The sequence below is a fragment of the Nocardia sp. NPDC050697 genome, from assembly GCF_040654395.1.
Lineage (GTDB): Bacteria > Actinomycetota > Actinomycetes > Mycobacteriales > Mycobacteriaceae > Nocardia.
On record NZ_JBFAHY010000001.1, the window covers coordinates 1339668 to 1354326 of the forward strand.

At 73.3% G+C, this 14659-nt stretch carries 7 protein-coding genes; 6 read left to right on the forward strand and 1 reads right to left on the reverse strand.

Features of this window, described 5'->3' with window-relative positions; all coding sequences use genetic code 11:
- The first annotated feature begins 135 nt into the window (after positions 1-135).
- The 5 genes from AB0H71_RS06740 to AB0H71_RS06760 all read left to right on the forward strand — a co-directional run bounded on the left by AB0H71_RS06740 (position 136) and on the right by AB0H71_RS06760 (position 11726).
- A complete protein-coding gene (locus AB0H71_RS06740) occupies positions 136-1557 on the forward strand; it encodes a condensation domain-containing protein (RefSeq protein WP_357015630.1) in 1422 nt (473 codons plus the stop codon).
- The gene (locus AB0H71_RS06745; protein ID WP_357015633.1) at positions 1554-3167 is read left to right on the forward strand and encodes an MFS transporter; all 1614 of its coding nucleotides are present in this window, start codon (positions 1554-1556) and stop codon (positions 3165-3167) included. Before AB0H71_RS06740 ends, AB0H71_RS06745 begins: the two co-directional genes overlap by 4 nt.
- Complete coding sequence (locus AB0H71_RS06750; protein ID WP_357015636.1) at positions 3164-4720, forward strand: glycosyltransferase family 39 protein; 1557 nt, start codon at positions 3164-3166, stop codon at positions 4718-4720. The genes AB0H71_RS06745 and AB0H71_RS06750 overlap by 4 nt, the downstream gene beginning before the upstream one ends.
- A 7-nt stretch (positions 4721-4727) precedes the next feature.
- Positions 4728-5684, forward strand: coding sequence for a glucosyl-3-phosphoglycerate synthase (locus AB0H71_RS06755; protein ID WP_357015639.1), 957 nt, complete (start codon positions 4728-4730; stop codon positions 5682-5684).
- Between the two features lie 579 nt (positions 5685-6263).
- Entirely contained in the window at positions 6264-11726 is a 5463-nt protein-coding gene (locus AB0H71_RS06760) for a carboxyl transferase domain-containing protein (protein ID WP_357015642.1), read from the forward strand.
- 70 nt (positions 11727-11796) lie between these two features.
- Here AB0H71_RS06760 and AB0H71_RS06765 read toward each other — a convergent pair whose 3' ends face one another.
- Positions 11797-13053: a KasA/KasB family beta-ketoacyl-ACP synthase gene (locus tag AB0H71_RS06765; protein ID WP_357015645.1), complete on the reverse strand. Its 1257-nt coding sequence runs from the start codon at positions 13051-13053 to the stop codon at positions 11797-11799.
- Positions 13054-13243: 190 nt separating this feature from the next.
- Between AB0H71_RS06765 and AB0H71_RS06770 the strand changes: the two genes are divergently transcribed.
- Positions 13244-14656, forward strand: coding sequence for a basic amino acid/polyamine antiporter (locus tag AB0H71_RS06770; protein ID WP_357015647.1), 1413 nt, complete (start codon positions 13244-13246; stop codon positions 14654-14656).
- Positions 14657-14659 lie beyond the last annotated feature (3 nt).

A 14659-nucleotide genomic window follows, 5' to 3' on the forward strand; every position in this document is an offset into this window, starting at 1 on the left:
AATCGATTCAGACATCTCTGGTATCGGTCACAAGATCTTCGCCGGGCGATCGATCTCTACCGTTTCGTGATGTTCACTCGAACGAGTTCGGACCGATTGCCGTAATTCTGCGCGGCATGAAAGGGGAGGACACCCGTGGTCGATTTCGGATTCATCGAGGAATGGAAACCCGAGCCGGGGCTGCTGACCTGTTGGGCGGCGACGCCGCACACCCTCGCGGCGGTGAATGCGGCGCCGCCGCATCCGGTCCCACCCTCGCACCAGCAGCAGGAATACCTGCGCATCGCGGCACGAAACGCGCACTCCGGGCTGCGCGGATCGCGATTGTGCATGATCGCTTTCACCCTGCCCGGCGCACCGGACCATTCCGTGTGGGAAACGACCTTCACCCGATTCCTGCGCCGCCACGACACATTTCGCAGCTGGTTCGTCCCCGGCCCGGACGGCTCCTTCACGCGCCGCGCGATCGATCCCGAGGATATCGCGCTGGCGCCCGCGATCCAGCGCTCGTTCCGAGATTCCGGTGCAATCCGGGCACACGTCGAGGACGCGGTTCCCAGTGTGCTGGAGTGGGATTGCTTCGGTTTCGGGCTGATCGAGCACGAGGACAGCTACACCGTCTACGCGGTGGTGGATCACCTGCACACCGACGGGGTCGGGCAGGCGCTCTCCTGCGTCGACCTGATCGCGCTCTTCGGCGACGTGGCCTCCGGCGGCGCGGCGCCACCAGGGCCGGTCGACGGCCACATCGCGTACTGCGCGCGCGAGCAGGCGCACAATGCCGCGCTCACCCCGGCATCGCCGCCCATCCGGCGCTGGCTGGAGCTGCTGCGGCGCAATGGCGGCCGGGTCCCCGGCTACCCCGCCGACCTCGGCGTCGGCGCGGGTGCGCAGGTGCAGGGGCACCAGCGCACCGAGGTGCTGATCGACGAGGCGGGCGCGCTGCGCTTCGAGGAGGTGTGCCGGGCCGCGGGCGGCCGCTTCACCGGCGGGCTCTTCGCGGCCGCCGCGCTGGCCGAGGCCGCGGCGGGCGGCGGCGACTGGCACTTCGGGCTCACGCCGGTCAATACCCGGGGCACGGCGGGCGAGGCGGGGTCGATAGGGTGGTACTCGAACCTGGTGCCGGTGGTCTTCCCGATCGCGGACGACGCCACCTTCACCTCGCTGGTGCCGCTCGCCCAGGCCGCCTACGACGGCGGCAAGGAGCTGGTCGACACCTCGGTGCACCGCGCGATCGAGCTGGCCGGGCCGGAGCACGGCATCCGCACCCCGCGCGGGTGGACCGCGCGCATGCTCTCCTACGTCGACGTCCGCCGGATCCCCGGCGTCGAGATGTTCGACCTGATCGGCGGCGGGCTCTGGGGCAGCCGCGGCACCGCGAACGAGCTCTACACCTGGCTGAACCGCTTCCCGGATGTCAGCAAACTCAGCGTGGTCTTCCCGGACACCCCGCAGGCACACGCGGCGGTCGAGCGCTACCTGGCCACCATGCGCGAGATCTTCACCGCGGTGGCCGCCGACGGCGAGTACGCCCTGCGGGCGGGCGCGCTGCCGTGACCGGGGCCGTCGGCACGCCGGTCGCCACCGGCCTGCCCCGCGCCGCCTGGCTCGCGCTGGGCGCCTGCGTCCTCGCGGTGTTCATGCAGATGCTGGACACCACCATCGTGAACACCGCGCTGCCCGCGCTCGCGGACGAGCTCGCGGCCTCAGGGGCGGCGCAGGTCATGGTGGTGGCGGCGTACAGCCTCGCCTTCGCCTGCACGCTGCTGACGGCGGCGCGGCTCGGCGCGGTGTTCGGCCGCCGCCGGGTCTTCCTCGGCGCCGTCGCGGCCTTCGTGGCCGCCTCGCTGTGGTGCGGGCTGGCGCGGCACGCGCCCGAGCTGGTCGCCGCCAGGGCGGTGCAGGGCGTGGCCGCGGCGGGGATGGCGGGGCAGACCATCGCGATCATCACCGCCTGCTTCCCGCCCGCGCGCCGGACCGTGGCGTTCGCGCTGTACGGCGCGGCGGCGGGGGTGGCGGCGATGGCGGGGCCGCTGCTCGGCGGGGCGCTGGTCACCGCCGACCCGGGCGGGCTCGGCTGGCGGGCGATCTTCCTGATCAATGTCCCGCTCGGTGCGCTCGGGTTCGCGCTCGCGCTGCGCGCGCCGGCGCCGGGGCGCGGCGAGCGCTCCCCGATCGACCCGGCCGGGGTGCTGCTGGCCACCACCGGGCTGTTCCTGCTGCTGTTCCCGCTGGTGCTGGGGAACGAGCGGCACTGGTCGCCGGGGCTGCTCGCGGTCATGACCGGTGGGCTGGTCGTCCTCGGGTGCTTCGTCCGGCAGCAGCGCCGGGCGCCGGCGCCGCTGCTGGAGACGGCGCTCTTCGCCGAGCGCGGGTTCGCGGCGGGGACCGCGCTCACCGCCGGGTTCTTCGCGCTCTTCGCCGCCTTCCTGTTCACCGTGTCGGTGACGGCGCAGACCGGGCTCGGGCTCTCCGCGCTGGAGACCGGGCTGCTCATGCTGCCGTTCGCCGCGGGCGGCGCGCTCGGCGCGGTGGGGTCGCCGATCCCGGTGCGGCGCTGGGGCTCCCGTGCGCTCACCGCGGGGCTGCTGCTGTTCGGCGCGGGGGTGGCGCTGGCGGCGGCCACCCTGCACCCCGCCGCGGCCGCCATCGATCCGGCGCTGCTGATCGCCCCGGTGTTCCTGGCCGGGGCCGGGATGGGGCTGTTCGCGGCGCCGCTGCCCGCCTGCGCGGTGGCCGGGCTGGACGAGCGCACCGCCGCGGCGGCGTCCGGGGTGCTGCCGACGGTGCAGCAGCTCGGCACCTCGGCCGGGCTCGCGCTCGGCGGGGTGCTCTTCTTCGGCGGGATCGGCGAGCGCGCCCCGGCGGCGGCCGCGCACGCGACGGCGGCGCTCGCCGACCGGCTCCCCGGCCGCGGTGACCTGCTGTCCGCCTTCACCTCCTGCGCGACGACCGCGCTCACCTCGGACACCCCGCGGCCGGCCCCGCAGACCTGCGCGACCGGCGACCCGGCCGTGGACGGCGCGCTGCACGGCGCCGCGCGGCTGGCCGCGGGCGAGGCTTTCCTCGGCGCGCACGCCGTGGTGCTGTGGGCGGTGGCGGCGGGCGCGCTGGCGCTCGCCGCGCTGACGCCGCTGCTGCGAGTACCGGAACGGAGTACCCCGTGATCGACCAGACCTCGGTGCGCGAGCGGCTGGCCCGCGCGCTCCCCGTCCCCATCACCGGCTACCGGAGCAGCGACCCGCTGCCCGCCTTCGCGACCGGCTGGGTGGCGGTGATCGCGCTCGGCACCCTCGCGCTGCTGCTGCTGCGCGCCGGGCGCTACGACTGGTACGGCGACGAGTTGTACTTCCTCGCCGCCGGGCACCGGCCCGCGGCGAGCTACGTCGACCAGGGGCCGGTGCTGCCGCTGCTCGCCTACGCCATGGACGCCGTCGCCCCCGGCTCCCGCACGGTGTTCCGGCTGCCCGCGATCCTCTGCGCCGTGGCGACGGTGGTGCTGACGGCGGTGTGCGCCAGGGAGTTCGGCGGCGACCGCAGGGCCCAGGTGTTCGCGGCGGTCGGTGCGGCGGGCGCGCCGTTCCTGATCTTCCAGTCCGCGTCGCTCTCCACCTTCGCGCTCGACTCCCTGCTGACGGGGCTGCTGCTCTGGCTGCTGGTGCGCTGGGTGCGCAGCGGGCAGGACGGCGCGCTGGCGGCCGCGGTGCTCGCCGCGGCGCTCGCCTACCAGGTGAAGCCGCTGGTCCCGGTGCTGCTCGCGGCGGTGGCGGCCGGGGTCCTCGCCTTCGGGCCGCGGGCGCTGTTCGGCAGGCCGGTGCTGTGGGTCGCTGGCGGGTTCGCCGCGCTCAGCGCCGTGCCCGCGCTGGCCTGGCAGGCCGCGCACGGCTGGCCGCAGCTCGGCATGGGCGCGGTGATCCGGGGCGAGCAGCTGGCGGTGGCGGGTGGGATCGTCCAGCTGCCGGTGCACGTCGTCACGCTCACCGGCCCGCTCGGCACGGCGCTCGGGCTGGCCGGGCTGTGGGCGCTGGTGCGCACGCCGGAGCTGCGCGACTACCGGTTCCTGGTGGCGGCTGCCGCGCTGCTCGCCGGTTTCGTGGCGCTGGCCGGCGGACGCCCCTACTACCTGGCCGGGCTCTTCCCGGTGCTGTTCGGGGTGGGCGCGGTGGCGGTGGTGCACAGCCGGGCGCTGTTCCGGCTCGGCGCCGCCGCGCTCGGCGCGATCTCGCTGGCGCTCACGCTGGTACTGCTCTTCGCGCTGCCGGTGCCCGCCGTCCGGGAACCGGCCCGCACCCAGCGGGAGATGTCGGACCGGCTGCGGTTCACCGGGACCACCGGCTGGGCCGAGCTCACCGCCGCCACCGAGGACGCCTACGCCCGGCTCCCGGCCGGGACCGCGATCGTCACCGAGAACTACTGGCAGGCGGCCGGGTTGGCGGCGCTCACCGACCTGCCCGCGATCTACAGCCCGAACCGCGGCTACGCGGTGTTCGGGGCACCGCCGGAGAGCGCCGGGACCGTGCTCTACGTGCTCGCCGGAGCACCGGGGCCCGAGTGGCGCGCGCTCTTCCCGGACGCCACCGCGGTGGCCACGGCCGACCGCCCGCTCGGCTTCCCCGGGCTCTCCGCCGGCGTCACCATCTGGCGCTGCGACCGCCCGGCCGCCGGCTGGGCCGCGGCCTGGAACACGCTGTCCACGAACCACTTCGACGCGGGGTGGTGACGGCCCGGTGGAATCACGGCTCGGCGGCACCTGGGCGCGGCGCACGCTGCCCATCCCGGAGCTGATTGCGCGCAAGGCGGGGCGGTCGGTGTCGGTGGTGATCCCCGCGCTGAACGAGGAGGCCACCGTCGCCGGGGTGGTCGCCTCGATCCGGCCGCTGGCGGGGACCCTGGTGGACGACATCCTCGTGCTCGACTCCGGCTCCACCGACGCCACCGCCGCCAGGGCGCGGGCCGCGGGGGCGCGGGTGGTCGCCAGGGCCGAGGCGCTGCCCGGGGTACCGGTACGGCCGGGCAAGGGTGAGGTGCTGTGGCGCTCGCTCGCGGCCACCGGCGGCGACCTCGTCGTCTTCATCGACGGCGACCTGATCGACCCGGACCCCGAGTTCGTGCCCGCGCTGCTGACCCCCCTGCTCACCGGGGACGACATCCACCTGGTCAAGGGCTGCTACCGGCGGCCGCTGCACGGCACCGGCGACGAGGGCGGCCGGGTCACCCAGCTGGTGGCGCGGCCGCTGCTCACCGCGCTCGTCCCGGACCTCGCCGACCTCATGCAGCCGCTCGGCGGCGAGTACGCCGCCACCCGCGCGCTGCTGACCACCATCCCGTTCGCGCCCGGCTACGGCGTCGAGATCGGCATCGTCCTCGACACCTGGCGCAGGCACGGCGCGGGCGGCATCGCGCAGGTCGAGCTCGGCACCCGCACGCACCGCAACCGCCCCACCCGCGAACTCGCCGTCATGAGCAGGCAGATCGTCGGAACCCTGGTGACCCGGCTCGGCATCGGGGACTCCGGGCAGGGGTTGATCCAGTTCCGCGGCACCGCCGACGGCTGGCACGCCGAGACCGCCGAGCTGCTGCTCGAGGACCGCCCGCCGCTCGCCGAGCTGCTCACCGACGAGGCGCCGCCAGGCTCGGTCAGCGCCGGCTGCAGCAGCGCCGGCTTGCTCGGCACGGGGTGGTAGAGCGTCAGCGGCTCGGAGCCCAGCTCGGCCGCGAGCCCGCGCACGCTGAATGCCACGGGCGCAGCACGTGGATGGCGCTACCAGCTTCCCCGTCCCAGGTCGAGCGAGCCGTCGATCGAACACAGCCGGCGCAGCACGCTGCGCACCCGGCGGCGGATCGACCCGGCCGGACGACGGAACAGGGCTTCGGCGATCATCAGGCACCCCCGCGAGCCGCATCGACATCGCCTGCCCAGTATGACCGATTTCCGCGGTGATCGCCTGGGACGAGCAAGCGGCTCCCCGTCCGCGAGGCGGCGCAGGCGCGCCGGCCGAGGACAGCGACACGCCCAAGCCGAAACCGAGCGCGGCGGGCCGAGGACCGGCGATGACGACGACGGCTCCTGCCGCCAGATTTCCGCCCACGCGGTCCGCTTACGCTGCGAAACACCGCGCCACGGCGATAGAAAAGACAACATACGCGCGGGTAACCGCAGATCGCGGTGGGGTTACGGCACCGTAGGGTGCACACTGGGCGCAATCGGGAGGCGCGTCCCCCTCGCCCACCGTGCCGATCTCAGGAGAGGAAGGATTCGTCGAGTGTTCAGCCGCATCGCCATCGTGAACCGGGGCGAGGCCGCCATGCGCCTCATCCACGCCGTCCGGGACCTGGCCGCGGAGACGGCGGTACCCATCGAGACCGTCGCTCTGTATACCGATGTCGACCGGAACGCGACGTTCGTGCGCGAAGCCGATATCGCCTACGACCTCGGACCGGCCGCTGCCCGCCCCTACCTCGACCTCAAGGTCCTCGAGCAGGCGCTCCGCGCCACCGGGGCGGATGCCGCCTGGGTCGGCTGGGGCTTCGTGGCCGAGGATCCCGCCTTCGCCGAGCTGTGTGACCAGATCGGCATCACCTTCATCGGCCCGAACGCCGATGCCATGCGCCAGCTCGGCGACAAGATCGGCGCCAAGCTGATCGCCGAGGAGGTCGGCGTCCCGGTGGCGCCGTGGAGCCGCGGCGCGGTCGACTCGGTCGACGCCGCGCTCGCCGCCGCCGAGCAGATCGGCTACCCGCTGATGCTCAAGGCGACCGCCGGTGGCGGCGGCCGCGGCATCCGCGTCATCACCAACGGCGACGAGCTGGTCGACGCCTACGAGCGCACCAGGCAGGAGGCGGCGCGCGCCTTCGGCAGCGGCGTCGTCTTCCTGGAGCGGCTCGTCACCGGCGCCAGGCACGTCGAGGTGCAGGTCATCGCCGACGGCCAGGGCACGGCGTGGGCGCTCGGCGTGCGCGACTGCTCGGTGCAGCGGCGCAACCAGAAGATCATCGAGGAGTCGGCCTCGCCGGTGCTCTCGGCCGAGCAGGCCGCCGAGCTCAAGTCCTCGGCCGAGCGGCTCGCGGTGCGCGTCGGGTACCGCGGCGCGGCGACCGTCGAGTTCCTCTACCACCCGGGCGAGCGGCTCTTCGCCTTCCTGGAGGTGAACACCCGGCTCCAGGTGGAGCACCCGATCACCGAGCTCACCACCGGTTTCGACCTGGTCCGCGCGCAGCTGCACGTGGCCTCCGGCGGGAAGCTGGAGGGCACCCCGCCCGCCGAGCGCGGCCACGCCATCGAGGCGCGGCTCAACGCCGAGGACCCGGATCGCGACTTCGCGCCCGCCCCCGGCCGGATCGCCCGGCTCGACCTGCCCGCGGGGCCGGGCATCCGGGTGGACACCGGCGTCAGCGAGGGCGACACCATCCCCGCCGACTTCGACTCCATGATCGCCAAGATCATCGCCTACGGCAGCGACCGCGAGCAGGCGCTCGGCCGGCTGCGCCGGGCCATGCAGCAGACCCGCGTCGTCATCGAGGGCGGCGCCACCAACAAGAGCTTCGTGCTCGACTTGCTGGCCCAGCCCGAGGTGATCGACGCCAGCGCCGACACCGGCTGGATCGACCGGGTGCGCACCGAGGGCCGCCTGGTCTCGCACCGGCACTCCACGGTGGCCGTCGCGGCCGCCGCGATCGACGCCTACGAGGAGGAGGAGCGGGCCGAGCGCGACCGGCTGCTCTCCACCGCCGCGGGCGGGCGCCCGCAGGTGCAGCACCAGAGCGGCCGGCCGCACGATCTCGAGCTGCGCGGCGTCGCCTACCGGGTGCGGGTCGCGCGGATCGGCGCGCACCGCTTCCGGGTCGGCGTCGAGGCCGGTGACGACCTGCGCACCGCCGACGTGGATCTGGAGCGCTTCGACCACCACACCGGCCAGATCGTGGTCAACGGCACCCGCTACCGGCTCACCACCGGCACGCACGGCCCCGTGCACCTGGTCGACGTGGACGGCGTGACGCACCGGATCAGCCGGGCCGAGGGCGGCATCGTCCGCTCCCCCGCGCCCGCGCTGGTCGTCGCGACCCCGCTGGCCGTCGGCGACGAGGTCGAGGCGGGCGCCCCGGTGCTGGTGCTGGAGTCGATGAAGATGGAGACGGTGCTGCGCGCGCCGTTCCGGGCCCGGCTCAAGGAGTCCTCGGTCAGCGTCGGCACCCAGGTCGAGACCGGTGCGCCGCTGCTGCGGCTGGAGCCGCTCGCCGACGAGGGCGACGAGGCCGAGGTCGCCGCGGAGCAGACCGTCGAGCTGGACCTGCCGGAGCAGCCGGTCCCGGCCCAGCCGCACGAGCGGGTGGCCCGCGGGCTGCAGGATCTGCGCAGCCTGCTGCTCGGCTTCGACGTCGACCCGCACGACGACCGCCGCGTGCTCGCCGAGTACCTCACCGCCCGCCGCGCCGCGGTCGCCGACAACCGGCGCCCGCTCTCGGAGGAGGTGGAGCTGGTCGAGGTCTTCGCCGACATCGCCGAGCTCGGGCACAACCGCTCCTGGGAGGAGGACGGCGGCGGGCACAGCCACGTGCACAGCGCCCGCGAGTACTTCCACACCTACATGCAGAGCCTGGACGTCGAGCGCGCCGGGCTGCCCGAGCCCTCCAGGGCCAAGCTGGCCAAGGCGCTCGGCCACTACGGCGTCACCGAGCTGGATCGCACGCCCGACCTGGAGGCCGCGGTCTTCCGCATCTTCCTGGCCCAGCAGCGCCCGGCCGACACCGTCGAGGTGATCACCGCGCTGCTGCGCGAGTGGCTGGCCGAGCCCACCCCGGAGCGCGCGCTGCGCGAGCCGGTCGGGCTGGCGCTGGAGCGGCTGGTCGGCGCCACCCAGGTGCGCTTCCCCGCCATCGCCGACCTGGCCCGCGGGCTGGTCTACTCCTGGTACGGCCAGCCGCTGCTGCGCCGCAACCGCGCCGAGGTCTACACCGAGGTGCGCAAGCACCTGCGGCACCTGGACGCCGAGCCCGCCGCCGCCGATCGCGCCGACCGGATCGCCGAGATGGTGCGCAGCACCGAGCCGCTGGTCCGGCTGCTCGGGCAGCGGCTGGTCCGCGGCGACCTGGACAACACCGTCATGCTCGAGGTGCTGACCAGGCGCTACTACGGCAACAAGGGGCTCACCGGGGTCCGCACCGAGCAGGCGGGCGGCAGCACCTTCGTGGTCGCCGAGCGCAAGGGGCTGAGCCTGGTCTCGGCCGCGGTGCGGTTCGATGCGCTGGACGCCACGCTGGCCGGGCTCACCGAGCTGGCCGGCGGCGCCGCCTCCATCGAGGCCGACGTCTACCTGAGCTGGGAGGGCCAGCCGGAAGACTTCGACGCCACCGCCGCCGTGCTCCAGGACGTGCTCTCCCGGCGGGCGCTGCCGAACCAGGTGCACCGGGTCACCATCACCGTCGCGGGCAGCGGCGGGGCGGTCATGCACCACCACTTCACGTTCCGCCCGTCGGCCACCGGCATGACCGAGGAACGGCTCATCCGCGGCCTGCACCCCTACATCGCGCAGCGCATGCAGATGACCAGGCTGCGCAAGTTCGACCTCACCCGCCAGCCCTCCTCGGACGAGGAGGTGTACCTGTTCCGCTGCGTGGCCAAGGAGAACCCGGCCGACGAGCGGCTGGTCGCCTTCACCCAGGTCCGCGACCTGACGGCGCTGCGCGACCACGACGGCAGGCTGCTCGCGCTGCCGACCGCGGAGAACACCGTGGCCGCCTGCCTGGACTCGATCCGCAGGGCACGCGCGCTGCGCCGCTCGGCGGCGAAGTTCAACACCAACCGCATCGTCATGTACATCTGGCCGCCGGTCGACCTGACCAGGACCGAGTTCGACACCATCGTCGAGCGCATCCAGCCCACCGCCGCGGGCGCCGGGCTGGAGGAGATCCTGGTCATCGCGCGGCACCGGTCGCCGAAGACCGGCGAGCTGGTCAAGGTCGCGGTGCGGATCGGCTTCGAGCCGACCGGCACCACCGTGACCATCGGCGAGCGCACCGACGAGGCGGTCGAGCCGCTGGACGAGTACCGGCAGAAGGTGCTGCGCGCCGCGAGCCGCAACACCGTCTACCCGTACGAGCTCACCGGGCTGCTCGGCGATTTCGCCGAGTACGACCTGGACGCCGCGCACGCGCTGGTCCCGGTCGACCGGCCCAAGGGCCGCAACAAGGCCGCGATCGTGGCGGGCGTGGTCACCACCAAGACCGAGCACCATCCGGACGGCGTCACCCGCGTGGTGCTGCTCGGCGATCCGATCAAGTCGCTGGGCGCGCTCTCCGAGCCGGAGTGCCGCCGGGTGATCGCGGCGCTGGACCTGGCCGAGCAGCTGCGGGTGCCGCTGGAGTGGTACGCGCTCTCCTCCGGCGCCCGGATCTCGATGGACTCCGGCACCGAGAACATGGACTGGGTGGCGGCCGCGCTCAAGCGGATCGTCGAGTTCACCCAGGACGGCGGCGAGATCAATATCGTGGTCACCGGCATCAACGTCGGCGCACAGCCGTACTGGAACGCCGAGGCCACCATGCTCATGCACACCAAGGGTGTGCTGGTGATGACGCCGGATTCGGCCATGGTGCTCACCGGCAAGCAGGCGCTGGACTTCTCCGGCGGCGTCTCGGCCGAGGACAACTTCGGCATCGGCGGCTACGACCGGGTGATGGGCCCGAACGGCCAGGCGCAGTACTGGGCGCCGAACCTGACCGCCGCCCGCGACGTGCTGATGGCGCACTACGACCACACCTACATCGCGCCCGGCGAGCAGTCGCCGCGCCGCGTGCCGACCACCGACCCGGTGAACCGCGACATCTCCGATTTCCCGCACACCGCGGCGGACAGCGATTTCAGCACGGTCGGCGAGATCTTCTCGGCGGCCAAGAACCCGGATCGCAAGAAGCCGTTCGACATCCGCACCGTCATGCGGGCCGTCGCCGACCAGGACCACGAGGTGCTGGAGCGCTGGGCGGGCATGGCCGACGCCGACACCTCGGTGGTGCAGGACGCGCGGCTCGGCGGTATTCCGGTGTGCCTGGTCGGCATCGAGTCACGCGGGGTGCCGCGGCGCGGCTTCCCGTCCACCGACGGGCCGGACACCTACACCGCGGGCACGCTCTTCCCGCGCTCGGCCAAGAAGACGGCGCGGGCGATCAACGCGGCCAGCGGTAACCGGCCGCTGGTGGTGCTGGCCAACCTGTCCGGCTTCGACGGCTCCCCGGAGTCCATGCGCAAGCTGCAGCTGGAGTACGGCGCCGAGATCGGCCGGGCCATCGTCAACTTCGAGGGCCCGATCGTCTTCACCGTGATCTCCCGGTACCACGGCGGCGCGTTCGTGGTGTTCTCCAAGACGCTCAACCCGAATATGACGGTGCTGGCGCTGGAGGGCTCCTTCGCCTCCGTGCTCGGCGGCGCCCCCGCCGCGGCGGTGGTGTTCTCGCACGAGGTGAACAAGCGCACCGCCGCCGATTCCCGGGTGCGCGAGCGCGAGGAGCAGCTCGGCACGCTCTCCGGCACCGAGCGCGCCGCGCTCGCCGCCGAGCTGGACGAGATCCGCTCCTCGGTGCGCGCCGAGAAGCTGGGTGCGGTGGCCTCCGAGTTCGACGGGGTGCACAGCATCCAGCGCGCGGTGCAGGTCGGCTCGGTCGACGCCATCATCTCCGCCGCCGAGCTGCGGCCGAAGATCATCGAGGCGATCGAGGCCAAGCTCAACGCCTGATCCGAAAACGACGAGGGCCGCCCGCTGGATTCAGCGGGCGGCCCTCGGTCGTTCCCGGGCTACGACCGGCTCAGACCCGGCCGAAGACCAGGGCCGTGTTGTGCCCGCCGAAGCCGAACGAGTTGTTGACTGCGTAGTCGAAGCGGCCGCGGCGGGGTTCGCCCGCGACGATGTCGAGCGGGACCGCCGGATCCTGGTTCTCCAGATTCAGGGTGGGCGGGATGATCTCGTCGCGCAGGCTGAACACGGTCAGCACCGACTCCAGCGCGCCGGAGGCGCCGATGGAGTGGCCGAGCGCCGATTTCGGCGCGTAGACCGCCGGGTGCGTGCCCACCGCGGCCGCGATGGCCGACGCCTCCGCGGTGTCGCCGATCGGGGTGGCGGTGGCGTGCGCGTTCACGTGCCCGATATCGGCACCGGCCAGCCCGGCCCGGCGCAGCGCCTTGGTGATGGCCCGCGCCGCGCCCGCGCCCTCCGGGTCGGGGGCGACCAGGTGGAAGCCGTCCGAGGTGACGCCGGCGCCGAGCAGCCGGGCCAGGATCGTCGCCCCGCGCGCCCGCGCGTGCGCCTCGGTCTCCAGCACCAGCAGCGCACCGGCCTCGCCGAAGACGAAGCCGTCCCGGTCGGCGTCGAAGGGGCGCGAGGCCGCGGCCGGGTCGTCGTTGCGGGTGCTCATGGCCCGCATCATGGAGAACGCCGCGATCGGCACCGGGTCGATGTAGCCCTCGACGCCGCCGGTCACCACGATGTCGGCATCGCCCATGGCGATCATCTGCCAGGCGTTCGCGATCGCCTCCGACCCGGACGAGCAGGCCGAGACCGGCGTCACCACCCCGGCCCGCGCCTGCAGCTCCAGCCCGACCACCGCCGACGGGCCGTTCGGCATCATCATCTGCACCGCCAGCGGCGAGATCTTCCGATACCCGTGCTGCACCAGCGCGTCCCGCGCGGCGACCACGGCGTCGCCGCCGCCCTGCCCGGTGCCGATGGCCACCGCCAGCCGGTCCCGATCCACCTCGGGGCTGCCCGCGGCCGCCCACACCTGCCTGCCCAGCACCGTCGCCAGCTGCTCCACGTAGGCGAGCCTGCGCAGCTCCACCCGGGAGAGCTGGGTGTCCGGCGGCACCTTCAGCGAACCGCCGATCCGCACCGGCAGCTCGTGCTCGGCCAGCCACGGCTGCGTCAGCTCGGTGATGCCGGACTCGCCCGCCAGCAGCCGGGTCCAGGTCTCGTCGGCGGTGCCGGCCAGTGAGGTCGTCGCCGCCACCGCGGTGACCACCACATCCGGCCAGCTGCCGTCCGCGGCGAACGGATTTCGTACTGTCAAAGGTCAACTCCCCTTCTGCCACCCGACCACCGCCACCCTACGGAGGCCCGCGCGCGGCGCGCACCCTCCGCACGCCGGGCTGGCGCGCGCAGTCAGCCGGTTCGCACAATCAGCGAATTTCCAGCAAAGCTCCCGTATAGTTCGGGCGAGCCAAGCACGTCCCGGATCGCACGCCCGGCGAAAGACTCCGATGGACACCGACGAGCGCACCACCCGCACCCTCTCGCTGCCGACGCTGGCCGCCATGGTGGTCGGCTCCATGGTCGGAGCCGGGGTCTTCTCGCTACCCCGCAACTTCGGCCAGGCCACCGGCGGTTTCGGCGCGCTGGTGGCGTGGACGATCGCGGGCGGCGGAATGCTCATGCTCGCCTTCGTCTTCCAGCGGCTCGCCATCCGCCGCCCGGACCTGGACGCGGGCATCTACGCCTACGCCAAGGCCGGGTTCGGCGAGTACCCCGGCTTCTTCGCCGCCTTCGGCTTCTGGGCCAGCACCTGCGTCGGCAATGTCACCTACTGGGTGCTGATCAAGTCCACGCTCGGGCAGGTACTGCCGATCTTCGGCGAGGGCAATACGGTGCCCGCGGTGCTGCTCTCGTCGGTCTTCATCTGGCTGTTCCACACCATGGTGCTGCGCGGGGTCAGGGAGGCCGCGGCGATCAACCGGATCGTCACCGTGGCCAAGCTGGTGCCGATCCTGGTGTTCATCGTGATCGCGCTCTTCTACTTCGACGCCGGGGTCTTCGCCGGCAACTTCTGGGGCGGCGAGGCGTACAGCGAGTCGCTCTTCGAGCAGGTGCGCTCGACCATGCTGGTCACCGTCTTCGTCTTCCTCGGCATCGAGGGCGCCAGCGTCTACTCCCGCTACGCGCGCCGCCGGGAAGATGTCGGCCGCGCCACGGTGCTCGGGTTCCTCAGCGTGCTGGCCATTTTCGCCTCGGTGACCATGGTCGCCTACGGCATCATGCCGCGCGCCGAGCTCGCCGCGACGAGGCAGCCGTCCATGGCGCCGGTGCTGGAGTCGGTGGTCGGGGCCCGGGGCGCCTGGTTCATCAGCATCGGGCTGATCGTCTCGGTGCTCGGCGCCTACCTGGCCTGGACGCTGCTCGCCGCCGAGGTGCTCTACATCGCCGCGCAGGACCACGACATGCCGAAGTGGCTGGCGCGCGCCAACTCCAGGGGCGTGCCGTCGGCGGCGCTGCTGCTCACCACGCTCATGATCCAGGTGGTGCTGGTGGTGACGCTCTTCTCCGAGGACGCCTTCGCCTTCACCCTGCAACTCACCAGCGTGCTCTCGCTGGTGCCGTACCTGCTGGCCGCCGGCTTCGCCCTGAAACTCGCGCTCGGCGACGGCAGGCCGGGCCGCGGCCTCGCCGTCGCCGTGCTCGCCACCCTGTACACCGCGTTCCTGGTGTTCGCGGCGGGCCCGGACAACCTGCTGCTCGCCTGCCTGGTCTACGCGCCCGGCTCGATCCTCTTCGTCCTGACCCGGCGCGAGCAGGGCAGGCGGCCCTTCGCCGGCACCGAGTGGGTGCTGCTCGCCGTCTCGGTGGCCGGGGCGGCCGCCGGGATCGTGGCGCTGGCGACCGGAACCATCACCATCTGACAA

What these genes read in the sequence shown, in the direction of transcription:
- AB0H71_RS06770 (WP_357015647.1), top strand. Translation starts at nt 13,244, where the DNA reads ATGGACACCGACGAGCGCACCACCCGCACCCTCTCGCTGCCGACGCTG.